Source organism: Streptosporangium amethystogenes, assembly GCF_000721075.1.
GTDB classification, from domain to species: domain Bacteria; phylum Actinomycetota; class Actinomycetes; order Streptosporangiales; family Streptosporangiaceae; genus Streptosporangium; species Streptosporangium amethystogenes.
Map to the genome: position 1 here is coordinate 183,541 of NZ_JOEQ01000002.1, position 24,575 is coordinate 208,115.

The 24,575-nt window shown below is 69.3% G+C and carries 23 protein-coding genes; 4 read left to right on the plus strand and 19 right to left on the minus strand.

Translation table 11 applies throughout. From position 1 onward, the window contains the following. Window positions 1-107: 107 nt before the first annotated feature. From hisG to tnpA, 3 genes are all read right to left on the minus strand, one after another. Complete coding sequence (gene hisG, locus IG98_RS0102590) at window positions 108-953, minus strand: ATP phosphoribosyltransferase (protein WP_030904801.1); 846 nt, start codon at window positions 951-953, stop codon at window positions 108-110. 61 nt (window positions 954-1,014) lie between these two features. Continuing rightward, window positions 1,015-1,278, minus strand: a complete 264-nt coding sequence (locus IG98_RS0102595; protein WP_030904803.1) for a phosphoribosyl-ATP diphosphatase — start codon at window positions 1,276-1,278, stop codon at window positions 1,015-1,017. Window positions 1,279-1,528: 250 nt separating this feature from the next. Then, the gene (gene tnpA, locus IG98_RS0102600) at window positions 1,529-1,957 is read right to left on the minus strand and encodes an IS200/IS605 family transposase (protein WP_084195087.1); all 429 of its coding nucleotides are present in this window, start codon (window positions 1,955-1,957) and stop codon (window positions 1,529-1,531) included. A 24-nt stretch (window positions 1,958-1,981) separates the two neighbouring features. Between tnpA and IG98_RS0102605 the strand changes: the two genes are divergently transcribed. Further along, window positions 1,982-3,124, plus strand: coding sequence for an RNA-guided endonuclease InsQ/TnpB family protein (locus IG98_RS0102605; RefSeq protein WP_037969260.1), 1,143 nt, complete (start codon window positions 1,982-1,984; stop codon window positions 3,122-3,124). Window positions 3,125-3,177: 53 nt separating this feature from the next. Here the strand turns inward: IG98_RS0102605 and IG98_RS0102610 are convergent, their stop codons facing one another. The 6 genes from IG98_RS0102610 to IG98_RS0102635 all read right to left on the minus strand — a co-directional run bounded on the left by IG98_RS0102610 (window position 3,178) and on the right by IG98_RS0102635 (window position 11,121). Then, a complete protein-coding gene (locus IG98_RS0102610; protein ID WP_030904817.1) occupies window positions 3,178-5,550 on the minus strand; it encodes a glycoside hydrolase family 2 protein in 2,373 nt (790 codons plus the stop codon). After that, complete coding sequence (locus IG98_RS0102615; protein ID WP_030904820.1) at window positions 5,547-6,431, minus strand: ABC transporter ATP-binding protein; 885 nt, start codon at window positions 6,429-6,431, stop codon at window positions 5,547-5,549. Before IG98_RS0102615 ends, IG98_RS0102610 begins: the two co-directional genes overlap by 4 nt. Then, a complete protein-coding gene (locus IG98_RS0102620) occupies window positions 6,431-7,372 on the minus strand; it encodes an ABC transporter ATP-binding protein (RefSeq protein WP_030904822.1) in 942 nt (313 codons plus the stop codon). The genes IG98_RS0102615 and IG98_RS0102620 overlap by 1 nt, the downstream gene beginning before the upstream one ends. After that, complete coding sequence (locus IG98_RS0102625) at window positions 7,373-8,233, minus strand: ABC transporter permease (RefSeq protein WP_037969210.1); 861 nt, start codon at window positions 8,231-8,233, stop codon at window positions 7,373-7,375. Window positions 8,234-8,279: 46 nt separating this feature from the next. Further along, complete coding sequence (locus IG98_RS0102630) at window positions 8,280-9,275, minus strand: ABC transporter permease (protein WP_030904828.1); 996 nt, start codon at window positions 9,273-9,275, stop codon at window positions 8,280-8,282. A 73-nt stretch (window positions 9,276-9,348) separates the two neighbouring features. After that, complete coding sequence (locus IG98_RS0102635) at window positions 9,349-11,121, minus strand: ABC transporter substrate-binding protein (RefSeq protein WP_037969212.1); 1,773 nt, start codon at window positions 11,119-11,121, stop codon at window positions 9,349-9,351. A gap of 154 nt (window positions 11,122-11,275) precedes the next feature. Between IG98_RS0102635 and IG98_RS0102640 the strand changes: the two genes are divergently transcribed. Continuing rightward, a complete protein-coding gene (locus tag IG98_RS0102640) occupies window positions 11,276-12,295 on the plus strand; it encodes a LacI family DNA-binding transcriptional regulator (protein WP_030904833.1) in 1,020 nt (339 codons plus the stop codon). A gap of 125 nt (window positions 12,296-12,420) precedes the next feature. Here IG98_RS0102640 and IG98_RS0102645 read toward each other — a convergent pair whose 3' ends face one another. The 10 genes from IG98_RS0102645 to IG98_RS0102690 all read right to left on the minus strand — a co-directional run bounded on the left by IG98_RS0102645 (window position 12,421) and on the right by IG98_RS0102690 (window position 22,459). After that, a complete protein-coding gene (locus tag IG98_RS0102645) occupies window positions 12,421-14,154 on the minus strand; it encodes a DEAD/DEAH box helicase (protein ID WP_051751431.1) in 1,734 nt (577 codons plus the stop codon). 367 nt (window positions 14,155-14,521) lie between these two features. Next, the gene (locus IG98_RS0102650) at window positions 14,522-14,896 is read right to left on the minus strand and encodes a metal-sulfur cluster assembly factor (protein ID WP_030904839.1); all 375 of its coding nucleotides are present in this window, start codon (window positions 14,894-14,896) and stop codon (window positions 14,522-14,524) included. Next, window positions 14,893-15,330, minus strand: coding sequence for a Fe-S cluster assembly sulfur transfer protein SufU (sufU, locus tag IG98_RS0102655; protein ID WP_030904842.1), 438 nt, complete (start codon window positions 15,328-15,330; stop codon window positions 14,893-14,895). Before sufU ends, IG98_RS0102650 begins: the two co-directional genes overlap by 4 nt. A gap of 118 nt (window positions 15,331-15,448) precedes the next feature. Beyond that, on the minus strand, window positions 15,449-16,711 hold the full coding sequence (locus IG98_RS0102660; protein ID WP_030904845.1) for a cysteine desulfurase: 1,263 nt from the start codon (window positions 16,709-16,711) through the stop codon (window positions 15,449-15,451). Further along, the gene (gene sufC / locus IG98_RS0102665) at window positions 16,711-17,484 is read right to left on the minus strand and encodes a Fe-S cluster assembly ATPase SufC (RefSeq protein ID WP_030904847.1); all 774 of its coding nucleotides are present in this window, start codon (window positions 17,482-17,484) and stop codon (window positions 16,711-16,713) included. The genes IG98_RS0102660 and sufC overlap by 1 nt, the downstream gene beginning before the upstream one ends. A gap of 2 nt (window positions 17,485-17,486) precedes the next feature. Continuing rightward, window positions 17,487-17,804, minus strand: a complete 318-nt coding sequence (locus IG98_RS0102670) for a Rieske (2Fe-2S) protein (protein WP_030904850.1) — start codon at window positions 17,802-17,804, stop codon at window positions 17,487-17,489. Next, window positions 17,801-18,922: a Fe-S cluster assembly protein SufD gene (gene sufD, locus IG98_RS0102675; protein ID WP_030904853.1), complete on the minus strand. Its 1,122-nt coding sequence runs from the start codon at window positions 18,920-18,922 to the stop codon at window positions 17,801-17,803. The genes IG98_RS0102670 and sufD overlap by 4 nt, the downstream gene beginning before the upstream one ends. Then, complete coding sequence (gene sufB, locus IG98_RS0102680; RefSeq protein ID WP_030904856.1) at window positions 18,922-20,334, minus strand: Fe-S cluster assembly protein SufB; 1,413 nt, start codon at window positions 20,332-20,334, stop codon at window positions 18,922-18,924. The genes sufD and sufB overlap by 1 nt, the downstream gene beginning before the upstream one ends. Continuing rightward, window positions 20,331-21,122 carry a helix-turn-helix transcriptional regulator gene (locus IG98_RS0102685; RefSeq protein WP_084195096.1) on the minus strand — a complete coding sequence of 264 codons (792 nt, stop codon included), beginning with the start codon at window positions 21,120-21,122 and terminating at the stop codon, window positions 20,331-20,333. Before IG98_RS0102685 ends, sufB begins: the two co-directional genes overlap by 4 nt. A gap of 104 nt (window positions 21,123-21,226) precedes the next feature. Further along, window positions 21,227-22,459, minus strand: coding sequence for a multidrug effflux MFS transporter (locus IG98_RS0102690; protein WP_030904862.1), 1,233 nt, complete (start codon window positions 22,457-22,459; stop codon window positions 21,227-21,229). Between the two features lie 246 nt (window positions 22,460-22,705). Between IG98_RS0102690 and IG98_RS0102695 the strand changes: the two genes are divergently transcribed. Both IG98_RS0102695 and IG98_RS0102700 read left to right on the plus strand, forming a co-directional pair. Continuing rightward, a complete protein-coding gene (locus tag IG98_RS0102695) occupies window positions 22,706-23,614 on the plus strand; it encodes an ABC transporter ATP-binding protein (protein ID WP_030904865.1) in 909 nt (302 codons plus the stop codon). Between the two features lie 29 nt (window positions 23,615-23,643). Further along, window positions 23,644-24,453, plus strand: coding sequence for an ABC transporter permease (locus tag IG98_RS0102700; protein WP_051751409.1), 810 nt, complete (start codon window positions 23,644-23,646; stop codon window positions 24,451-24,453). Window positions 24,454-24,575: the final 122 nt, after the last annotated feature.

Sequence of the window (24,575 nt, forward strand, 5' to 3'; positions counted from 1 at the left end):
CGCTAGGAGCGCCCGGCGGGAATCCTTAGTGCCGCTTCTCCGGGTTTGGAGATGACATTTGTCAGATACGCGGACACCGCGCGGCACGGAAGGTCACGGACGGCGGGTCAGATCCGGCAGGCGAAGATGGCGGTCACCAGGATGGCCTTGGCGCCGATCTCCCAGAGCTGGTCCATGACCTGCTGGTGCCCCCTGCGCGGGACCATGGCCCGGACCGCGACCCAGCCCTCCCGGTGCAGCGGAGAGACCGTGGGGCCCTCCATTCCGGGGGTGAGGGCGATGGCCTCCTCGATCCGCTCGGCGCGGATGTCGTAGTCCATCATCACGTAGTCACGTGCCATCAGCACGCCCTGCAGGCGGCGGACGAGCTGCCGCAGGCCCGGGGCCTCCACGGCGCCGATTCGCTTGATCAGCACGCCCTCGGAGCGGGCGATCGGCTCGCCGAACACCTCCAGGCCGATGTTGCGCAGCGTGGTGCCGGTCTCCACCACGTCGGCCACGGCGTCGGCCACGCCCAGCCGGATGGCGGTCTCGACGGCGCCGTCCAGCTTGATCACCCGGGCGTCGACGCCCTGTTCGGCCAGGTAGGACTCCAGCAGGCCCGCGTAGGAGGTGGCGATGCGCCTGCCCTTGAGGTCGGCGACGGAGGCGAAGTCCCCCGGGTTCGCGGCGAAGCGGAAGGTGGAGCGGCCGAAGCCGAGCGGGATGATCTCCTCGACCTGTGCCCCGGAGTCGTGGAGCATGTCACGGCCGGTGATCCCGGCGTCCAGGGTGCCCTCACCGACGTAGACGGCGATGTCCTTGGGCCGCAGGAAGAACAGCTCGCAGGAGTTCTCCGGGTCGACGACCACGAGCTCCTTGCTGTCCTTGCGGGCGCGGTATCCGGCTTCCTTGAGCATCGTCTGGGCGGCCTCGGTGAGGGCGCCCTTGTTGGGTACGGCGATACGGAGCATGACTGGGTTCCTTACATGTGGACGGGATCTGCCTACCGGACCGGGAGCCGGGCGCACCGGCTCACAGATGCTTGTAGACCTCGTCCAGTCCGATCCCCCTGGCGATCATGAGGACCTGCACGTGGTAGAGCAGCTGGGAGATCTCCTCGGCCGCCCGCTCCTTCGACTCGTGCTCGGCCGCCATCCAGCTCTCGGCGGCCTCCTCCACGACCTTCTTGCCGATGGCATGGACTCCGGCGTCCAGCGCGGCCACGGTGCCCGAGCCCGCGGGCCGGGTGCGCGCCTTGTCGGACAGCTCGGCGTACAGCTCTTCGAAGGTCTTCATGATCTCTCTCGGCGTCGTCGGATGTGCGCGTCAAGCCTAACGGGCTCACCGACCCCGGCGTGTGCAGGTCCCCCTCCGGGACCCGCGGCGCCCGGGCCCGCGGACGGTCCGGAGCCGGACATGTGACGCCCTGCGGGGATTCAGCGTGATCTGGCGTGGAACCCCAGGCGTTCACGCCCGAAAGGAAACGCTAGCGCGGGAGGCCCGCCAAGGCCCGAGCGGTGCGGTGACCGGTAGACCGTCGAGCAGCTCAGCCCGGGCGTCTCTGGTCTTCGATGTACTCGTTGATGATCGATAGGGGTGCGCCGCCGCAGGAGGCGGCGAAGTACGACGGCGACCAGAAATGCCCGCCCCACAGATACTGACCGATATGTGCCGGATACTCCTTGCGCAGTAGCCGGGCGGACACGCCCTTGAGGCTGTTCACCAGCGTCGAGAGGGCGACCTTGGGTGGGTAGTGCACGAGCAGGTGCACGTGATCTTCCTCGCCGTTGAACTCGACCAGTTCGGCCCCGAAACTGTCGCACACCTCGATCATGATGTCCTCGCAGCGACGCAGAATCTCGCCGGTGAACACACCTCGCCGATACCTCGGGATGAAGACCAAATGCGCGTCAAGCGCGCAAACAACGCTTCGACCCCTTCTTATGTCGGGGTTCGGTTCCCATCTCGGTGACATGGACCTAAGGCTAAAGTGTTCGAGGTGAAGCTGGTGGTGCAGGTGAGACCCCTGCCGGCGCCTGAGCAGGCGGCGGCGCTGGAGGCGACCCTGCGCGCGGTCAACGCCGCGGCCACCTGGGTCTCAGCGCTCGCCCATCACCGGCGGGTGTTTCGCAATTACGACCTGCGCAGGCACGTCTACGGGCAGATCAAGGACGACTACGGGCTGGCGGCTCAGGCCGCGCAGCATGTCGTCAAGAAGGTCGCCGACGCCTACGCCACGCTGCACGCCAATGTCGGCAACGGCAACGTGGGCAGGCCTGGCTCCGCGCGGCGCGAGCGGGTCTTGGCCAAGCCGATCCTCTTTCGCCCCGGCGCGGCCCACCCGTTCGACGACCGCTGCCTGTCCTGGCAGATGGACGCGCGGACGGTGTCGATCTGGACGATCGCCGGGCGGATGAAGAGCGTGGCCTTCACCGCCTCGGCCGATCAGCTCAAGACGCTGGCCGCCTACCGCAAGGGCGAATCGGACCTGCTGTACCGCGATGGCATGTGGTTCCTCATCGCCACCTGCGACATTGGCGACCGGCCGGTCGCCACCCCGAACGGATTCCTGGGGGTGGACCTGGGGATCGCCAACATCGCGACCACCAGTGGCGGGGGTCGCCACAGCGGCAAGGGCCTGAACGCGGTCCGCCACCGCCACCGCGAGCTGCGCCGCCGCCTGCAGGCCAAGCAGACCAAGTCCGCGAAACGGCTGCTGAAGAAACGCCGCCGCAAAGAAGCGCGCTTCGCCGCCGACACCAACCACACCATCGCCAAACGCATCGTGACCGAGGCGACACGCACCGGGCAAGGCATCGCCCTAGAAGATCTCCAGGGCATCCGTGACCGGGTACGGCTCCGCAAGCCCCAGCGGGTCACGTTGCATTCGTGGAGCTTCCACCAGCTCGGCCAACTCGTCGCCTACAAGGCGGCCCGTGCCGGTGTCGCTCTGGTACACGTGGACCCGGCCTACACCTCGCAAGCCTGCTCATCCTGCGGGCACATCGACAAGAAGAACCGGCCCGACCAGGCAACCTTCTCCTGTACGTCGTGCGGCTTCGCTGAGCACGCCGACGTCAACGCGGCTCGTGACATCGCCTCACGCGGTGTCACAAGCTGGGCAGTGAGTCACGCTGCCTGACGCGGACCAGACCGTCGAAGCCACCGACGGCGAGGAGCTGCAAGCTCAGCCCTTCAGGGCTGAGAAGCTGACTCGTTGACGCAGCGCAGCACCGGGCGAGTGACGAGGGCGGCCGGATCGGGCGAGCCCGTCACGTGCAGGGTGACGCTCTCGCCGGGAAGCAGGGTCAGCAGCATGTCGTCCACCGAGGAGGCCGGATCCAGGCGGTCGGGGAACAGGGCCAGCTCACGCAGCAGGGTGCGGGCGGTGACGGTGACGTCCAGGCCGTCCCCCGCGGGGACGACCTCGGTGTCGTAGGCGGCCACCGGGAAGGCGACCTGAGGGTCCTCGGCGAAGAAGCGGAGCGCCCGGTGCTCGCCCAGCCGCACCGAGAGCAGCTCGGCGGACGGGTCCCCGGGTACGGCCACCGACTCCGGCAGAGCGACCCTGGCCACCGAGCGGGGTGCCACCTCGATGGCAGCCGTCTCCTTGGCCAGCGGCTCTCCTGCCAGGCCGAGCCGCAACGCCTCCAGCTCGCCCGCCCACGGCTCCGGGCCGTCGTTGATCACGGCCACGACGCCGTCGCAGACGGTGAGCAGGCGGTCGGCGTAGACGCGGCGCAGCGCGTACCACAGGGGTTTGCGCCGCCCGGCGCCGTCGACGGCCGACCAGGAGGTGACCGGCCAGCAGTCGTTGAGCTGCCAGACGATCGTGCCCGCGCAGTACGGCGCCAGGGAGCGGAAACGCTCGATGCCGAAAGCCACCGCCCTGGCCTGGTTGAGCTGGGTCAGATAGTGCCAGTCGTCGAAGGTCTGCGGCCGGGGCAGGTGGTCACCGAGGCCGCGCAGCAGCTTGGCGTTGCCCTCGTGCGCCTTCTGGTGGTGCAACACCCCCGGCGAGGTGGGCGTGAGCGGATCGTCGCAGACCGCCCCGCGCAGCGTGGCGTGGGCGGGCGGCCCCTGGAAGCCGAACTCGGCCACGAAGCGGGGGCGGTAGTCGCCGTAGCGGGTGTAGTCCTCGCGGTTCCACACGTCCCAGATGTGGACGGTGCCGCGCGCGGGGTCGTTGGGCGGCAGCTCGGGGCCGCCGGAGTACGGACTGCCCGGCCAGTAGGGGCGGGTGGGGTCCAGTTCGGCCAGCACCGAGGGCAGCAGGTCGTAGTAGAAGCCCGCCCCCCAGCTCCGCTCCCCCAGCTCCTCGCGCCACCCCCAGTCGGCGTGCCCTTCGAGGTTCTCGTTGTTGCCGCACCACAGCACCAGGCAGGGGCGCCAGGACAGCCGGGTGACGTTCTGGCGTGCCTCGGCCTCCACCTCGCTCGCGAACGGCTCCTCCTCCGGATAGGCGGCGCAGGCGAACGGGAAGTCCTGCCAGACGAGCAGGCCGAGTTCGTCGGCCAGGTCGTAGAAGTCCTCGCTCTCGTACAGGCCGCCGCCCCAGACCCGCAGCAGGTTGACGTTCGCGCCGATGGCCTGGCCGAGGCGTTCGGCCAGCCGCTCGCGGGTGACCCTGGCCGGGAAGCAGTCCTCAGGGATCCAGTTGACGCCGCGTACGAAGAGCGGCACGTCGTTGACGACGACGGTGAACCCCTCGCCGGTGCGGTCCAGGCGCACGTCGCGAAAACCGATCCGGCCCGTCCAGGTGTCCTCACCGAGGCGTACCACCAGCTCGTAGCGGTCCTGCGCGCCGTAGCCGCGCGGCCACCACAGCCGGGGGTCCTCCACCCGCAGCTCCAGGACCGCCTCGCACTCGCCGGCGGCCAGCCGCACCTCGCGCTCGAGGCCCGCGACCGAGGCCGCCACGGTCACCGGGACGTCCGTGGCGCGCTCGACCGTGACGTGCACCTCGACGCGCCCGTCCCCGCTCACCAGCGGCCGCACCGACGCCAGCCTGGCCCCGCTCCACGAATGCAACCCGATCGGCCGCCAGATACCGGAGGTCACCACCGCCGGACCCCAGTCCCAGCCGAAGTTGCAGGCCATCTTACGGATGAACTGATACGGCGCCGCATAGGCGCCGGGCCGCTCCCCCAGCTCGGCCCGGCGCGCCTCGGCGTAGGCCTGCGGGGAGGCGAAACGGACCCGCAGCGTGTTCTCGCCCTCGCACAACAGCTCCCGTACGGCGAAGCGGTAGGAGCGGTGCTGGTTGGCCGTGGCCGCGACCCGCACGCCGTTGAGCTGGACCGTGGCGATGGTGTCCAGGCCCTCGCAGACCAGGTCGGCGCGGTCGTGGGAGTCGGCGTGCCAGCTGAAGACCGTCTCGTAGTCCCAGTCGGAGCGGCCTATCCAGGTCAGCCGGTTCTCGTTGTCGTCCAGGTACGGGTCCTCGATGAGCCCGGCGGCCAGCAGGTCGGTGTGCACGCACCCCGGCACCGTGGCGGGGACGCCGGAGATCCCGCCATCCACCTGGTGCAGGGTCCAGCCCTCGTGCAGTGCCCTAACCGTCGTCAACTCACGCTCCTTGTCAGTGTGGTGCCGCTCCGCCGGACGAGGTGCCCCGGTTCCTCCTCCACCAGCGTGGAGGGCCCCGCTGAGACCTCCACGGCGGGGACTGCGGGATCGCCGCCGTCCCACCGGGCGGTGAGCCTCGGCACCGACGACAGCAGCTTGATCGTGTACGGGTGGAGGGGGTTGCCGAACACCGCGGCGGTGGGACCGGACTCCACCACCTGCCCCCGGTACAGGACCACGGCCCGCTCGCTGATGTAGTTGCCCAGCGACAGGTCGTGGGTGACGAACAGCACCCCGAGGCCGCGCGACTTCAGGTCGGCGAGCAGGTTGAGGACGTCGATCCTGGTGGAGGCGTCGAGCATGCTGGTGATCTCGTCGGCGACGAGGTATCTGAGATCGAGCAGGAGCGCCCTGGCGATCAGCAGGCGCTGCAGCTGGCCACCGCTGAGCTGGTGCGGATACCGGCCCAGGACCTGCCCGGGGTCGAGGCCGACGTCCTTGAGCGACTTCTCGATCCTGCCCTCCCACTCGGAGGCCGCGACGCCGGGAAAGTACTCGTCCTTGATCATCTTTATTACCCGGTCGGCCTTGAAGACCGGGTTGTAGCAGCTGAACGGGTCCTGGAAGACGCCCTGCACGTGCCGGTAGTACGCCTTTCCCGGCCGCGCGGGGGCTCCGTCGAGGGTGATCCTGCCCCGCGTCGGGGTGAGCAGCCCGAGGACCGTCCTGCCGAGGGTCGTCTTGCCGCTGCCGCTCTCGCCGATGAGGGAGACCACCTCCCCCGGCACGAGGTCAAGGCTCACGTCGTCGACGGCGGTGAGGGTCGCGGTGCCGAAGGCACCCACCCGGTAGGTCTTGGTGACCCCTTCGAGACTCAGCATCATGCCTTCCAACAGGCGACGTGGTGGCCGGGGGCGACCTCGATGGGCGGGGGGTCCTCGGCGCACCTGTCGAAGGCCAGCGGGCAGCGGTCGCGGAACCGGCAGCCCTGCGGCGGATCGAGCAGCGCGGGCGGCCGGCCAGGGATGCCGGAGAGCCTGCGCTCCGCGTGGCGGACCCCGACCTCGGGCAGCGAGGAGATGAGCATCCGGGTGTACGGGTGGCGCGGCTCGCTGACGATCACGCTCGCGGGGGCCTTCTCGGCCAGCCTCCCCGCGTACATGACCATGATCGTGTCGGCGATCTGGTAGGTCAGCGAGATGTCGTGGGTGATGAAGATCATGCTGCGCACGAAGCCTCGGTCCCGAAACTCCACCAGGGTCCTGGCCACGGCCTTCTGGGTCGACACGTCCAGCGCGGAGGTGATCTCGTCGGCGATGAGCAGGGAGGGATCGAGCAGTGTGGAGATGACCATCACCATCCGCTGCTTCATCCCGCCGGACAGCTCGATCGGATAGCGCCCCAGGATGTCCCTGGGCAGCTCCACCAGGTCCAGCCGGCGTTCCAGCTCGGCCGTGTCCACGCTCTCGCCCCGGGAGGCGAGCAGCTCGGTGATCATCCTGCCGATCCTGCGGGTGGGGTTCATCGCGCTCATGGAGTACTGCGGGATGAGCGACACCCGCTTGAAGCGGAAGGGGTTCATCCGCCGGTCGTCGCCGATGGGCAGTTCCGCACCGTCCAGCGAGACGGTGCCTCCGGCCAGCCGCATCCGGCCGTCCATCCTGATCAGGCTCTTGCCGAGGGTGGTCTTGCCGCAGCCGGACTCGCCGGCCAGGCCGAGGATCTCGCCGTCGCCGACGCCGAAGCTGACGCCGTCCAGCGCCTTCACCTCGCCGCGCAGAGTCCGGTAGTGGACCCTCAGGTCGTCCACACGCAGAGTCATCTACAGCTCCCGCAGTTTCGGGTTGAAGACCTCGTCCAGGCCGACGTTCATCACGTACAGGGCGCCGACGATGGCGGTGATCCCGGCTCCCGGCGGGATGAACCACCACCACATGCCCAGGTGCAGGGCGCTCCAGCGGGCCGCGTTGTTGAGCATCAGGCCGAGTGAGACGCCCTCGCTGGGGCCGAGCCCGATGAAGTCCAGCGAGGCGGCGATCAGGATCGACCCGCCGAACAGCAGGATGAAGGTCATGAAGAGATACGAGCTCATGTTGGGCGCGATCTCCCTGGTGATGATCTTCCAGGTGCGCACGCCGCTGAGCTTGGCCAGGTCCACGAAGTCACGTGAGCGCAGCGAGAACGTCTGGGCCCTGATGGCCCTGGCCGCCCACGGCCAGGAGGTGAGTCCGATGAAGAGCGCCTGCACGCCGACGCTGCGGACCCCGAGGTAGGCGTTGACGATCAGCAGCACCGCCAGCGCGGGCAGGACCAGAACGATGTTGGTGAGCATGTTCAGCACCTCGTCGACCAGGCCGCCCCGGTACCCGGCGGTGAAGCCGATCGCCATCCCGATGATCGCGGCCAGCCCGCCGCCGAGCACCCCCACGACGAAGGTGACACGCAGGCCGTAGACGAACTGGGCGAAGATGTCCTGGCCGAACATGGTGGTGCCGAACCAGCGCTCGGCCGAGGGCGGCGAGGCCGGGGTGGCGACGTAGGCGTTCGGATCGCCCCCCGCGATCAGCGGGGCGGCGGCGGCCAGGACGAGCAGCGGGACCAGCACGACCAGTCCGGCCAGCAGCTTCCCGTTGCGCAGCGCGAAGTACAGAGCCTCGTTGCGCCCGGTGGGCACGGCCGTCATGACGCCCCGCCCCCTTCGGCCGCGGGCCGGTTCGCGGAGATGCCGGTCATGCCGCCTCCCCTCCTATCCCGGTCCTGGTACGCGGGTCGACCAGGACGTAGACGATGTCGATGATGAAGTTGGCGACCAGCACGCCCACCACGATGAACAGGAAGGTCCCCTGCAGCAGAAAGAAGTCCTGGTTCTGGATCGCCTGGAGGATCAGGTGGCCGAGTCCCGGATAGGAGAAGACGATCTCGGTGACCAGGGCTCCGGCCACGAGCACGCCGAGTTGCAGGGCCAGGCCGGTGATCTGCGGCAGTACCGCGTTCCTGAAGGCGTAGCGCCGGATGAGCCGCCGCGAGGCCCCCAGCGAGGACAGGTAGGTGGAGTAGTCGGCCTCCAGCTCATAGATGATCATGTTGCGCATGCCGATCGCCCAGCCCCCGAACGCGACGAGGAAGAGCGAGACGAACGGCAGGAACCAGTGCAGCGCCAGGTTGCCGACGAACTCCCACGACCAGTTGGGCCGCATGGCGAAGCTGTAGCCGCCGGAGACGGGGAAGATCCCCGCCACGATGCCCAGCCCCCAGGCCAGCAGGATCGCCAGCCACATGTAGGGCGTCGCGGTGAGCACGTACCCGATCGGCAGCACGGTGTTGTCCAGCCACCTGCGCCTGGCGGCGAAGGCGCCGAACCTGTTGCCCGCCCACCAGCTGAGCAGGATGGACGGGATGAGCAGTGCCAGCGTGTACGGCACCGCCCGGATGATGACGTCGGTCACCGGGGTGGGGAACAGCCAGATGCTGGTCCCCAGATCACCCCGGAACAGCGCGGCCCAGAAGTTGCCGTACTGCTCCCAGAGCGGCAGATCGAGCCCGAACAGACTCGTGTAGTGGGCGCGCATCGCCTCGACGGCGGCGGGCTGTGACACGTTGGCCCTGGCCAGCATGCTCTGCACCGGGTCTCCCGGCATGAAGCGCGGGATCATCCAGTTGATCGTGACGGCCACGAGGAAGGTGAGCCCGTACACGAGCAGCTTCCGGCCGAAATAGCGTCGCACGTGATCCTCCCGAATCGGCGAGATGAGCCCCTCCCCGCGCCGCGCGCGGGGAGGGGACGAGAATCGCGGGGGATCAGCCGCCGACGGGCTTCAGCTCGGTCAGGGTCAGCACCCCGCCCAGCTCCAGCCAGTTACGCCACATGGTCGGCGGGCTCTTGGGCGTCGCGGGGTCGGAGGAGGACCAGTTGGTCCAGACCGCGTTGCTGGTCTGCGCCCACAGGCCGTTGTACCAGAGCGGGATCACCGGCAGATCGTCGAGCTGGATCCGCTGGATCTCCGAGGCGACCTGCTTCATGCCCTCGACGTCGTCGGCCTTCTTGCCGTCGAGATCCTGGACCAGGTCCCAGACCTTCTTGTTCTCGTAGCGGCCGAAGTTGACGGTGTTCTGCTGCTTGTTGATCGGCAGCCGGAACATGTAGTCGTAGTACATCCAGGGGGTGTTGGACAGCTGCCGTTCGTTGTTGAGCAGCAGGTCGAACTTGCCGGACCCGCGCTGGTCGACCAGCGCGTTGTAGTCGGGGAACTCGGGGGTGAGGTCGATCCCGGCCGCCTTGGCCCCCTCGGCGATGACCCGGCTCGCCTCCATCCAGTCGGTCCACCCGGCCGGAACGATGATCTTCAACGAGGCCTTGGAGCCGTCCTTGTTCTCCACGAACCCGTCGCCGTCACCGTCCTTGTATCCGGCGTCGGCCAGCAGCTTCCTCGCCTTCTTGGTGTCGAAGGAGAAGCCCTTCTCGCTCACCACGGCCTGGTCGACGTACTTGTCCCACTGGGGCAGCAGCCCGGTGGGGCCGGCCGCCTTGACCAGGTTGCCGTAGACACCCTCGACGATCTTCTTGGTGTCGATGGAGTTGGCGATCGCCTTGCGGAAGGCGGGGTCGTCCAGCGGCTTCTTCTTGGTGTTGGGCACCAGGAAGGCCGTGTTGGCCGAGAGCATGTACGGCGGCTCCGGGTAGTAGGTCTTGACACCGAAGTCGCCCTGGACCAGGTTGGCCACGCCGGGCAGGAAGTTGTTGCTGAGGTCCAGGCCCTTCTGCAGCAGCAGGCCCATCGCCACCTCGTTGCTGGAGTTGACGATGTCGACGACGTACTTGGGCTTGACGTCCTTGCCCAGCGCCGCGGTGGCCCACCAGCCGTCGCGCTTGACCCAGGCCATGCGGTCCTGATCGTGGCTGTGGTAGGTGTACGGCCCGGTGCCGACCGGCTTCTCGTTGACGCCGTTCAGCACCTCGTCCTCAGAGCGACCTTCCCAGATGTGCTTGGGGACGATCGCGTTGCTGTAGACCCAGTTGGCCCACTGCTGGTAATTGGCCTTGGAGAAGGTGAACCTGACCGTGCCCACCTCGACCGCCTCGACCTTCTCCAGCCAGTCCCACAGGTTGGCGTAGGGAATGGTCTTCATCTTGCCGAGTTCGACGGTGAAGACCACGTCATCGGCGGTGAAGGGCTTGCCGTCGGCCCAGGTGACCCCCTGTCTGAGCTTGAGCTCGTAGGTCTTGTCGTCCGTCCAGGTGCCGCTCTCGGCCAGCCAGGGTGTGAACTTGTCGGTCTGGGGGTCGTACAGGAAGAGCGTCTCGTAGACGAGCCCCTTGGTGCCGGTGGCCGAGTCCCAGGTCCGCAACGGATTCCAGTTGGCCGGCGGGCCCCACTGGGTGCCGCTGGTGTACAGGGTCTCGTTGCGGGGGAACGCGGCGTTCGCCGCCCCCGCCCCCGCCGAGGGGGCCGCGGCGCCCGAACCCTGCGGCGCCTCGCTCGGAGCGGACGGCGTCGTCGACCCTCCCGTGCATCCGGCCGCGACCATGCAGGCCGCCACCCCGAGGATCGCGAACCTTCGTCGAATCCGCATCTATGTTCTCCTCTCCTGCATGGGAGCGCTCCCAAATAACTCAACGCGACCGCATGCGTTTGCTGAGCCGGATAAGTATCGTGACCGTAAAGTCCATGTGTCGGCACTGTCAATAGGCGACTAGACCGGTTCAGCTAAAATCGCGGAGGAGATCATGAAACGACCGACGATCGCGGACGTCGCCAGACGAGCCGGGGTGTCCAAGGGGGCCGTCTCGTACGCGCTCAACGGGCAACCCGGCGTGTCGGAGAGCACCCGGGCCAGGATCCTGGCGATCGCCGAGGAGATCGGCTGGCGCCCCAACAGCGCGGCCCGCGCCCTGAACGGCGCGCGATCCCACACCGTCGGCCTGGCCATGTGCCGCCCGGCGCGCACGCTCGGCGTGGAACCGTTCTTCATGGAGCTCATCAGCGGCATCGAGGGCGAGCTCTCGGCCCGCTCGTACGCGCTCATGTTGCAGGTGGTCTCCGACCACAGGCAGGAGGTCGCGGTCTACCGCCGCTGGTGGGGTGAGGGCCGCGTCGACGGCGCCATCCTGGTCGACCTGCGTGTGGGCGACCCCCGCATCCCCGAGTTCGAGTCACTCGGCCTGCCGGCCGTGGTGATCGGCCATCCGTCGGAGACCGGGTCGCTGCTGCCCGTGTGGTCCGACGACGGCGGCGCCGTCCACGAGGCCGTGGAGTATCTCGTCGCGCTCGGCCACCGCAGGATCGCCAGGGTCGCCGGGCTGCCGCGCCTGGCCCACACCGTGCTACGCGACCGCGCCTTCGCCGAAGCCTGTGACGGCGTCGCCGAGCAGGTGACCGTGCACACCGACTACACCGGCGAGGAGGGCGCCCGCGCCACCCGGCGCCTGCTGAGCTCGCCCTCCCGGCCCACCGCGATCGTCTACGACAACGACATCATGGCCGTCGCCGGACTGTCCGCCGCCCAGGACCTGCGCCTGGAGGTGCCTCGCGACCTGTCCATCGTCGCCTGGGACGACTCACCCCTCTCCCGGATCGTCCGCCCCCCACTCACCGCCCTGAGCCGCGACATCTCCGCCTACGGCGCCCACGCCGCCCGCCATCTCCTCGCCCTCGTGGCCGGCGAGAGCCCCCGCCCCTACGAGGACGAGGCCGCCCGCCTCACCCCCAGAGGCAGCACCGCTCCCCCGCCCGGGCGAGTCCGGTGACGGCGGCCCTTCCATGGGACCGGGCCGGAGCACGGAGCGGCGGCGGTCCCGGCGGGTCGGGCCGTTCCAGACGAAAGGCCGGCACGGCGGATGCCGTACCGGCCCTTCAGGGTGCTACGAGATGATCAGCGACCGTAGCGGCTGCCGCCGCGCGGGGCGGAGCCGCGGCCGTCGGCGCGGAACTCGCCGCCGCGGAAACCGCCGCCCTGACGCTCACCGCGGAAGGGCTCACGCTCGCCCGCGGGACGCTCGGCGCGGAAGCCGCCACCGGCCGGGGCCGGACGGTCGGCACGGAACGGCTCACGCCGCTCGCCGCCGCGGTAGCCGCCACTCGCGGGACGCTCGGAGCGGAAGCCGCCACCGGCCGGGCGCTCACCGCGATCGGAGCGGTAGCCACCGCTCGCGGGACGCTCGGAGCGGAAGCCACCGCCGGCCGGGCGCTCGGAACGGTACTGGCCGCCGCCACGGGAGTCGTCACCGAAGGAACGCTCACGGGGCGGCTGGCCCTCGCCGTGGGCGGGACGCTCGGAGCGGAAACGACGCGGGCCACGCCCGCCACCGTTGCCGCCGAAGCCGCCGCGCCCCTGGCGCTGCCTGCTGGCCGGAGCCGAGGGCTCCCAGACCGGGATCGGCTCACCGCTGGGGGTGCGCGCACCGGCGGACTCCTCCAGGCGCGGGTGGCCCGGGGCGACCCTGGTGCGGAACGGCTTGATGCCCGCGCGGCGGGTCATCGCGTCGGTGGAGCGGCGCTCGTTGGGGAGCACCAGCGTCATGACGGTGCCCTTCTCCCCGGCGCGGGCGGTGCGGCCGCCGCGGTGCAGGTAGCTCTTGTGGTCCTGGGGCGGGTCGACGTGCAGCACGAGGCTGATGTTGTCGACGTGGATGCCGCGGGCTGCGACGTCCGTGCAGACCAGGACGTTGATCGTGCCTTCCTTGAACTCGGCCAGGATGCGGGTGCGCTGGTTCTGGCGCTTGCCGCCGTGCAGGCCGCCGGCCTTGATGCCGACCTGGGCGAGCTGCTTGCACAGCCGGTCCACCCCGTGCTGGGTGCGCACGAAGATGATGGTCCGGCCCTCACGGTTGGCGATCTCGGCGGTCACCGGGAACTTGTCGTCGCGGTGCACCTCCAGCAGGTGGTGCTCCATGGTGTCGACCGAGGAGGCGGCCGGGGCCATGGAGTGGGTCACCGGGTTGGTGAGGAAGCGACGGACGAGCTTGTCCACGTCACCGTCGAGGGTCGCGGAGAAGAGCAGGCGCTGGCTGTCGGCCGGGGTCTGCTGCAGGATCGCGCTGACGACCGGGAAGAAGCCGAGGTCGCACATGTGGTCGGCCTCGTCGAGGATCGTCACCTGGACCTCGTCCAGCATGCACTCACCCTGCTGCATGAGGTCGGTCAGGCGGCCGGGGGTGGCCACGACGACCTCGACACCGCGGCGCAGCGCCTCGATCTGGCGGCCCATGGACATGCCGCCGACGACGGTCTTCATCCGCAACGACAGGCCGCGGCCGAGGGGCTCCAGCGCGTCGGTCACCTGCATGGCGAGCTCGCGGGTCGGCACCAGCACGACGGCCAGCGGGTGGCCGGGACGCGCCTTGGCCCCGGCGATGCGGGTCATCATGGGCAGGCCGAAGGCGAGCGTCTTGCCCGAGCCGGTCTGGCCGCGGCCGAGCACGTCGTGACCAGCGAGGATGTCGGGGATCGTGGCCCGCTGGATGGGGAAGGGACTGTCGATGCCCGCACGGGAGAGACCGGTCACCAGCGGCTTCGGCAGACCGAGAAGGGTGAACTCGGACGTGCCTGCGGGGGCCTGGGAGATTTCGGTGATTTCGGTGATTTCGGGCAGAACAGCGTCAAGCATGGTCACGAAGACTCGTGCCTTTCGATAGAAGAACGGGGCACGTCACTTCTGCGAAAGGACGAGCCTGGAACGCGCGGCCTGAGGCCGCGCTTGATCAACACCCACATCGGGGCGGTAGTGCGGTGCAAGTCGAGGCGCACCGCACGGGGCGGGTCTAGCTTACCCGCACGCAGTCAAACCACGATCAAGCATACCCGGCGTTCGCAGTGCCGAGTTCGGTCGGGGCGTCCGGCGTGAACCGGCCGCTTGTCCGTCGATTGGAGCCAACGCTCCCGGCCGGGCTTTTCTTCCCGGCCTCCGAGATCCTCTCACACAATCGGGCACGGCCCGAACCCGGGGGGGCGCGAGCCGTACCGGCGTCCGCGTCTCAGACGTTGAAGCCGAGCATCCGAAGCTGCTCGCGGCCCTCGTCGGTGATCTTGTCCGGGCCCCACGGCGGGAGCCAGACCCAGTTGATCCTCACGTCGGAGACCATGCCGTCCAGGGCCGAGTGCGCCTGGTCCTCGATGACGTCGGTCAGCGGGCAGGCCGCGCTGGTCAGCGTCATGTCGATGGTGGCGACCGGCAGGGTGTCCCCCTCGCCCCCCTCAGCGGGGTCGAGGTGGAGCCCGTAGATCAGGCCCAGGTCGACGACGTTGATGCCGAGCTCGGGGTCCACAACGTCCTTGAGGGCCTCCATGACCTCGTCATGGGTGGTGTCCCCGTCGTACGCCGTGGTCGGCGTCTCAACAGCCTTGCTCATTTCGTGCTCCTCACGACCGCGTCCTTGTAGGCCATCCAGGCCAGTAGCGCGCACTTCACCCGGGCGGGGAACTTCGCGACCCCGGCGAAGGCCACGGCATCGCCCAGCACGTCCTCGTCCGCCTCGATCTTTCCCCTGCTCTGCATGAGCCGGGTGAACTCCTCCACGACGCCGAGCGAGTCGTCGACGGTCGAGCCGGTGGCCAGCTCGTGCAGCACCGAGGCCGCGGCCTGGCTGATGGAACAGCCCTGCCCATCGTAGGAGACGTCCTCGACCTTGCCGCCGTCGCCCAGTTTCACCCGCATGGTGATCTCGTCGCCGCACGTCGGGTTCACATGGTGGACCTCGGCGTCGTACGGGTCGCGAAGACCCCTCCCCTGCGGGTGTTTGTAGTGCTCCAGGATCAACTCCTGGTACATGGACTCGGCGATCATAGGGTCGTGCTCACCTTCTCGTTCGCTGCGCCGTACGCTCGCGCGTCGCCGGGCGCCGTGCCGTGGGCGTGTGGCGCCCGCCATTCGCTCGCCCGCCGGCTCGACTGCTCGGGCATGGCTAGGCGAACACCTTCCGCACGTGGTGGAGGCCGCGGACCAGAGCGTCGATCTCGGCCGTTGTGTTGTACAGGTAGAAGGACGCCCGCGTGGTCGCGGGAATTCCGAATCGCAGATGGAGCGGACGGGCGCAGTGGTGCCCCACCCGCACCGCCACGCCGAAGTTGTCATCCAGGATCTGCCCGACGTCGTGCGGGTGAATCCCCTCCAGCGTGAACGAGACGGTGCCGCCGCGGTCGGCGAGGTCCAGCGGGCCGATCACCTTCAGGCCCGGGATCTCTCCCAGCGCACCGAGCGTGTAGGCGGTGAGCTCGTGCTCGTGCCGGACGACGGCGTCCATCCCGATCTCGGACAGGTAGTCGACCGCGACACCGAGGCCGACCGCCTCGACGATCGGCGGCGTACCCGCCTCGAACTTGTGCGGCGCGGGCGCGTAGGTCGAGCGGTCCATCCAGACCGCCTCGATCATCTCACCGCCGCCCAGGAACGGCGGCATGGCCTCCAGCAGTTCCGCACGGGCCCACAGCACGCCGATCCCCGAGGGGCCGACGACCTTGTGGCCGGTGAAGGCCAGGAAGTCGACGCCCAGCGCGGCCACGTCCACCTGCTGGTGGGGCACCGACTGCGAGGCGTCGAGCATCATCAGCGCGCCGACCTCGCGGACCCTGGCGAGCACCGGGGCGACCGGGTTGACCGTGCCCAGCACGTTCGACTGGTGCACGATCGAGACGATCTTCGTGCGCTCGGTGACGAGCTCGTCGAGGTTCGACAGGTCCAGGCGGCCGGAGTCGGTGACGGAGAACCAGCGCAACGTCGCACCCGTGCGCTGCGCGAGCATCTGCCACGGCACGATGTTGGAGTGGTGCTCCATCTCGGAGATGACGATCTCGTCTCCGGGGCCGAGGCGGAAGCGCGGGTCCTCACCGATGGGGTTGCCGAAGGCGTACGCCACCAGGTTGAGCGCCTCGGAGGCGTTCTTGGTGAAGACGATCTCGTCGCGGTCGGGCGCGCCGACGAAGGCGGCGACCTTGTCCCTGGCGTTCTCGTACGCCTCGGTGGACTCGGCGCCCAGCGCGTGCATGGCGCGGCCGACGTTGGCGTAGTGCATCGCCATGTGCTCGCGCATCGCCTCGACCACCTGGGTCGGCTTCTGCGCGGAGTTGCCCGAGTCGAGATAGATCAGCGGCCTGCCGCCGGGAAGCTCTCGGGAGAGGACCGGGAAGTCCTTCCTGATCCTCTCCACGTCAAGGCCGGTGTCCACCATCAGGCCGACGCCTTCGTGTATGCCTCGTAACCCTCGTTCTCGAGCCGCTCGGCGAGCTCGGGGCCGCCCTGCTCCACGATCCGCCCCGCGGAGAAGACGTGGACGAAGTCCGGCTTCACATAACGCAGGATGCGGGTGTAGTGGGTGATGAGCAGCACACCGGTCTCGCCGTTCGAACGGAAGCGGTTGATCCCCTCGGAGACCACGCGCAGCGCGTCGACGTCGAGGCCGGAGTCGGTCTCGTCGAGAACCGCGATCTTCGGCTTGAGCAGCTCCAGCTGGAGGATCTCGTGGCGCTTCTTCTCACCGCCGGAGAAGCCCTCGTTGACATTGCGCTGGGCGAAGGCAGCGTCGATCGACAGGGCGTCCATGCCGGACTTGAGGTCCTTGGCGAACTGGCGGAGCTTGGGGGCCTCACCGCGGACGGAGGTGACCGCGGTGCGCAGGAAGTTGGAGACGCTGACCCCGGGGACCTCGACCGGGTACTGCATGGCGAGGAACAGCCCGGCGCGGGCGCGCTCGTCGACGGTCAGCTCCAGCAGGTCGACCCCGTCGAGCAGGACCTGGCCACCGGTGACCGTGTACTTGGGGTGACCCGCGATCGCGTACGCGAGCGTGGACTTGCCCGAGCCGTTGGGGCCCATGATGGCGTGGGTCTCGCCGGCCCGCACGGTCAGGTTGACGCCGCGCAGGATCTCCTTGTCGGCGACGTTGACGTGCAGGTCGCGGATCTCCAGGGTGGAACCCGAGGGAACTCGGCTCGTGTCAGACACTTTTATGACTCCTTCGAGAGCGAGACGAGGACGTCATCGCCGTCGATCTTGACTCGGTAGACGGGGACGGGCTTGATGGCGGGCGGACCGGTGGGCTTGCCCGAACGCAGGTCGAAGCACGAACCGTGCAGCCAGCACTCCAGGGTGCCGTCGTAGACCTCGCCCTCGCTGAGTTTCACCTCCGCGTGGGAGCACACGTCGTGCAGCGCGTAGACCTCATCGCCCCGGCGGACCAGGGCGACGGGGGTCTCACCCACCTCGACGCCGATCACGCCCTCGTCGGGGATGTCGGCGAGCTTGCAGACCTTCTCGAACGTCACTTCTCAAGCTCCGCCTCGACCCGGGCGAGCACCCGCTCGCGAAGCTCGGAGACCTCGATCTTCTCCACCAGTTGCGCGAAGAAGCCCCTGATGACGAGGCGACGCGCGTCCTCGTAGGGGATCCCGCGGGCCTGCAGGTAGAAGAGGTGCTCGTCGTCGAGGCGGCCGGAGGTGCTGGCGTGGCCGGCACCGGTGACCTCTCCGGTGAGGATCTCCAGGTTGGGCACCGAGTCGGCGCGAGCGCCGTCGGTGAGCAGCAGGTTGCGGTTGAGCTCGTAGGTGTCGGTGCCCTCGGCCTCGACCCGGATGATGACGTCGCCGATCCAGACCGCGTGGGCGTCCTGACCCTGCAGCGCGCCGCGGTAGTCGACGTTGCTCCGACAGTCGGGCCGGGAGTGGTCGACGAGCAGGCGGTGCTCCAGGTGCTGGCCGGCGTCGACGAAGTAGAGGCCGTTCAGCTCGGCGTCGCCGCCGGGGCCGGAGTAGGAGACCGACGGGGAGAGCCGGACCAGGTCGCCTCCGAGGGTGACCACGAAGCTGCGGAAGGTCGCGTCCTTGGCGAGCAGGGCGTGGTGGTGGGAGACGTGCACGGCGTCGTCCGCCCAGTCCTGCAGGCTGATGACCTTGAGCGTGGCGCCCTCGCCCACGACGAACTCGACGTTGTCGGCGTAGAGCGCGCTGCCCTGGTGGTCGAGGACGACCACGGCCTCGGCCATCGGCTCCAGCTTCACGACCGTGTGGCCGTAGGCGGCGCCCCGGCCGGACCCGGTGAGGGTGACCACGGTCGGGGTGGAGGCGACGGCCTCGCGCGCCACCGTGATCACGGTGGCCTTCTCGAAGGAGGCGTAGGCCTGGGCGCTGACCCGGTCGGCGGGCACGTAGGCCCGGCCGAGCCGCGCGTCGTCACGGCCGACGGTCTCCACGGTGACCTCGGGGGCGGCGTCGACGTGCACGACCACGTTCGCGGAGGCCGCGACGCCCTCGTGCAGGCCCTTGAGCCGGGAGAGCGGGGTGAAGCGCCACTCCTCCTCCCGGCCGGTCGGGACCGCGAAGTCCGCCACGTCGTACGAGGCCTTCTCGTGGAGCGTCGACAGGGGTTTGGCGGTGTCGAGACCCATCAGCCGACGGCTCCTTCCATCTGCAGTTCGATCAGGCGGTTCAGCTCCAGGGCGTACTCCATCGGGAGCTCGCGGGCGATCGGCTCGACGAAGCCCCGCACGATCATCGCCATGGCCTCGTCCTCGCCCATGCCGCGGCTCATCAGGTAGAAGAGCTGGTCGTCGGAGACCTTGGAGACGGTGGCCTCGTGCCCCATGGAGACGTCGTCCTCGCGCACGTCCACGTAGGGGTAGGTGTCGGAGCGGCTGATCTGGTCGACGAGCAGCGCGTCGCACTTGACGGTGCTGGCACTGCCGTACGCGCCCTCCTCGATCTGGACCAGACCGCGGTAGGAGGTGCGGCCGCCGCCCCTGGCGACGGACTTGGAGATCACCGAGGAGCTGGTGTTCGGTGCGAGGTGCACCATCTTGGAACCGGCGTCCTGGTGCTGGCCCTCACCGGCGAAGGCGACGCTGAGGGTCTCGCCCTTGGCGTGCTCGCCCATCAGGTAGACGGCCGGGTACTTCATGGTGACCTTGGAACCGATGTTGCCGTCGACCCACTCCATGGTCGCGCCCTCGTACGCCACGGCGCGCTTGGTGACCAGGTTGTAGACGTTGTTCGACCAGTTCTGGATGGTCGTGTAGCGGCAGCGCGCGCCCTTCTTCACGATGATCTCCACGACCGCGCTGTGCAGCGAGTCCGAGGAGTAGATCGGCGCGGTGCAGCCCTCGACGTAGTGGACGTAGGAGTTCTCGTCCACGATGATCAGGGTCCGCTCGAACTGGCCCATGTTCTCGGTGTTGATCCGGAAGTAGGCCTGGAGCGGGATCTCCACGTTGACGTTCGGCGGCACGTAGATGAAGCTGCCGCCGCTCCAGGTCGCCGTGTTCAGCGCGGCGAACTTGTTGTCGCCGACGGGGATCACGGTCCCGAAGTACTCCTTGAAGATCTCCTCGTGCTCCTTGAGGGCGGTGTCGGTGTCGACGAAGATGACACCCTTCTCCTCAAGGTCCTCACGGATCTTGTGGTAGACCACCTCGGACTCGTACTGGGCGGCGACGCCGGCGACCAGGCGCTGCTTCTCCGCCTCGGGGATGCCGAGCTTGTCGTAGGTGTTCTTGATGTCGTCGGGCAGGTCCTCCCATGAGGCGGCCTGCTTCTCGGTCGAGCGCACGAAGTACTTGATGTTGTCGAAGTCGATCCCGCTGAGGTCGGAGCCCCAGTTCGGCATGGGCTTCTTGCCGAACAGGCGCAGCCCCTTCAGGCGAAGGTCCAGCATCCACTCCGGCTCGTTCTTCAGCGCGGAGATATTGCGGACGACCTCTTCGGACAGGCCGCGTCGAGCCGTCGCTCCCGCGGCGTCCGAGTCGGCCCAGCCGAACTTGTAATTCCCGAGGCCTTCCAGCTCCGGGCGGTCGGTGACAGTCACCTTCCGGTCTCCTTGCTCGATATGTCGATCGTTTCGTGGGTTGCTGGTGATGGCACCGGCGTGGATGCCGAGACGTTCGTCGCGCGCTCCCTCGCGCCCGGCCCGGAATCCCGGTGGGGACTCACGTGCGTGGTGCACACGCCGTCGCCGTGGGCGATGGTCGCGAGCCGCTGCACAGGAGTGTCGAGAATGCGCGCGAACGCCTCCGTCTCGGCCTCGCACAGCTGCGGGAACTCCGCGGCCACGTGCGCCACCGGGCAGTGGTGCTGGCACAGCTGTTCACCACCGAGGCTGGCCCTGCTCGCCGAGGCGGCGTAGCCGTCGGCCGACAGCGCCTCGGCCAGGACGCGCACCCGCTGGTCCGCGGGGACCTCGCGCATCTCCGGCCGCAGGCGGGCGACCAGGCCGGCCACCTGTGATCGGGCGAACTCCGCGACGGCCTCCTCGCCCACGCGCTCGGCCAGGAAACGCAGCGCGCTCCCGGCGAGACCGTCGTAGGCGTGCTCGAAGGCGCTCCGGCCGGCGTCCGTTATGGCGAACAGCTTGGCGGGCCGGCCGCGCCCGCGCTGGCCCCGTGGCCTGGCGGTGCGCGCCTCGGCCATTCCCTCGGCCAGCAGTGCGTCCAGGTGTCTGCGGACCGCGGCGGGGGTGAGACCCAGCCGCTCGCCGAGAGCGGCGGCGGTGACGGGTCCGTGCTCCAGGATGAGCCGGGCGACACGCGCTCGCGTGCTGCGCTCGGCGGACACGGCGGAGGGCCGCACGATGGCGGCTCCCTCGGTGCCCTGCATCCCGGTCACGTATTTCACAACATCAGTGTGCCGTAATTGCTTCCCGAGTTACAAACCAATGTTCAGTCGCCTCAAATGCGATTTGTCACTCAGGTAAGGCTTAGCTAACCTGCGAAAACATTCCGCGCGCCCCTTCGCAGCCCGGTGAAGGCCAGGAGCGAGACGAGGGTGAAACCGGCCAGCACGACGGCCATCGGCAGCGCGGAGCCCTCACCCCCCAGACCCACCAGCGGTGCGGCGAGCGCGCCGAGCGCGAACTGCAGCACGCCTGTCAGGGCGGCGGCACTCCCGGCGACCTGCGGGGGCTGGCCGGCCAGGGCGAGCGCGGCGCTGCCGGGCATGACGAAGCCCGCACCGCACATCATCACGAACAGCGCCGCGACCAGCACCGGCAGGGGCAGCCGGAGCAGCGCCGTGACGAGCAGCGTCGCTGCTCCGGCCACGCTCGTCAACAGCCCGATCAGAATCAGCCGGGCCGGGTCGACCCGGCGCCCCGCGAGGCGCCCGCCGATCTGCGCGGTAACGGTCAGCCCCAGCGCGTTCAGCCCGAACACCAGGGAAAAGGTCTGCGCCGAGGTGTCGTAGACCTCCTGGAGCACGAAGGGCGATCCGGAGATGTAGGCGAACATGCCCGCGAAGCCCAGCCCTCCGGCCAGGGCGGGGGCCATGAAGGACCGATCGCCGAGCAGGTGCCGGAAGGTGACGAGGGTGTGCCGCAGCCCCCCGCCCTCACGCTGGTCCGCGGGGAGCGTCTCGCGCACCCCGGACAGCGCGGCGGCCAGCAGCAGCAGGCCTGCGACGCTCAGCGCGACGAAGACGCCCCGCCAGGAGGTGTGGTTGAGCAGCTGCGCGCCCGCGAGCGGGGCCAGGATCGGCGCGAGACCGGTCACCAGCATGAGGGTGGCGAAGATGCGGGCGATGGCCGCCCCCTCGTACAGGTCCCGGACGACCGCGCGGACGATCACCAGCGCGGCACCGCCCGCGATGCCCTGGAGCAGGCGGAACCCGACCAGCCCGTACGCCGAGGGCGAGAAGGCGCACAGCAGCGAGGCGACGGCGTAGGCGAGGATGCCGAACAGCAGCGGCCCCCGCCGGCCGCGTATGTCGCTGAGCGGGCCGGCGACGACCTGTCCGACGGAGACACCGATGAGGCAGGCGGTGAGGGTGAGCTGCACCTGCGCCTGCCCGGCGTCCAGGTCGGCGGCGATGGCGGGGAAGGCCGGCAGGTACATGTCGATCGACAGGGGGCCGATCGCGGAGAGCGCGCCCAGGATGATCAGTAACAGCCTGCGGCGCGTGCCCGGCACCACGTCCGACTCGCCGACGACCGCGGTCATACCCGTACTCCCCTTTTGATCGCAGGCCACGATGGGCCCACAGGGGCCGAAGCGTCCCAACCATCAACAGGTCATCCGAATTCCTAGGATTAGGAAATTTCCTAGAAAGAGCGTCAAAGCACTGACCAGCAAAAGCCTTTTGGGAGCACCCTGCGCCTCATGACCGGAACTCCCGGCCGGTATGGAGCGGCCCGGACGTGTGGTCCGGGAGCGTGACCGTCGGCCGCGGTCCCTAAACTCGTGGCCATGGAATCCCCAGCCGTCGAGATCGTCGACCTGGTCAAGAGATACGGCGGAACGACCGCTATCGACGGCCTGACCTTCAACGCCGCCCGAGGCGCGGTCACCGCCGTGCTGGGCCCCAACGGGGCCGGCAAGACCTCCACGCTGGAGATCTGCGAGGGATTCCGCCGGGCCGACGGCGGCGAGGTGAAGGTGCTCGGGCTCGATCCGTCCAGGCCGGAGCTGCGGGCCAGGGTCGGGGTGATGCTCCAGGCGGGCGGCGTTCCCCCGGCGACCCGCTGTGGGCAGTGGCTGCGGCTGATGGCCCGCTTCCACGCCCACCCGCTCGATCCCGCGGCGCTGCTGGACCGGCTGGGGCTGACCGAGCACGCCCGCACCCCGTACCGGAGGCTCTCCGGCGGCCAGCAGCAGCGCGTGTCGCTGGCCGGAGCGGTCATCGGCCGTCCCGAGCTGGTCTTTCTCGACGAGCCGACCGCGGGCCTGGACCCACAGGCCAGGCACGCCTGCTGGGAGCTGGTGCGCGATCTGCGCGCGAGCGGGGTCTCGGTGGTGCTCACCACCCACCACATGGACGAGGCGGAGAAGCTCTCCGACCAGATCGTGATCATCGACCGCGGCCGGGTGGTCGCCGAGGGCACCCCCTCCTCCCTCACCGGTGCCGAGCGTCAGCTGCGCTTCCGTGCCCGCCCCGGGCTCTGCCTGGACGAGCTGCTCGCCGCGCTGCCCGCCGGCAGCTCGGCCAAGGAGTCACCGGCCGGGCACTACATCATCGAGGGTCAGGTCGCGCCCGGCCTGCTGGCCACCGTGACGACCTGGTGCGCCGCCGAGGGGGTGAGCACCGACGACCTCAGCATCGAGCGGCGTACCCTGGAAGACGTCTTCCTGGAGCTGACCGGGCGCGAGCTCCGGTGACGCGCCCGGCACCCACCCCTTCACCACACATGGATCCGGGCGCGGCCCGAGCCAGACCACAGGAGAGCCGCTTGACCACCCTGGACCTCACCCCGGCCCCCGGAGCCGCGCCGCTGCACCGGATGGTGGCGGCCCAGACGGGCGCGGAGATCCAGGCGATGCTCCGCAACGGCGAGCAGCTGCTGCTCACCATGATCATCCCGGTGCTGCTGCTCGTCGGCCTCTCGGTCACCCCGATCATCGACGTGGACGGCGGTTCCCGCATCGACTTCATGGCCCCCGGAGTGCTCGCGCTGGCCGTGATGTCCACCGCCTTCACCGGACAGGCCATCGCGACGGGCTTCGAACGCCGCTACGGCGTGCTGAAGCGGCTGGGCGCGACCCCGCTGTCGCGGACCGGGCTGATGCTGGCCAAGACGCTCGCGGTGATCGCCGTGGAGGTCATCCAGGTCACGGTCATCTGCGGGGTGGCGCTCGCCCTGGGCTGGCACCCGGCGGGCTCGCCGCTCGCGGTGCTGCTGCTGGTCGTGCTCGGCACCGCCGCGTTCAGCGGACTCGGCCTGCTGATGGCCGGCACGCTGCGCGCCGAGGCCACGCTCGCCGCGGCGAACCTCGTCTACCTGGTCCTGCTCGCCTGCGGCGGGATCGCCTTCCCGCTGACCAGGTTCCCCGAGTCGGTACGGCCGGTGCTGGAGTCGCTGCCGATCTCCGCGCTGAGCGGAGGACTCCGCGCGGTCCTGAGCGAGGGGGCGGGACCGCCTCTCGCCGCGCTGGCGGTGCTCGCCGCATGGGCCGCGGTGTCGCTCTTCCTGACCTCGCGAACCTTCCGCTGGGAGTGACGCGACCTCTCCGGTTCGTGGTGGCCCGCCCCATGGCGGCCGTCCTCTTTCCCGAGCCCGTCTCGCATCGCGGACGTCACTGAAAACAGGACCCCCGACAAGTAAGGTGCCATTAACTATTT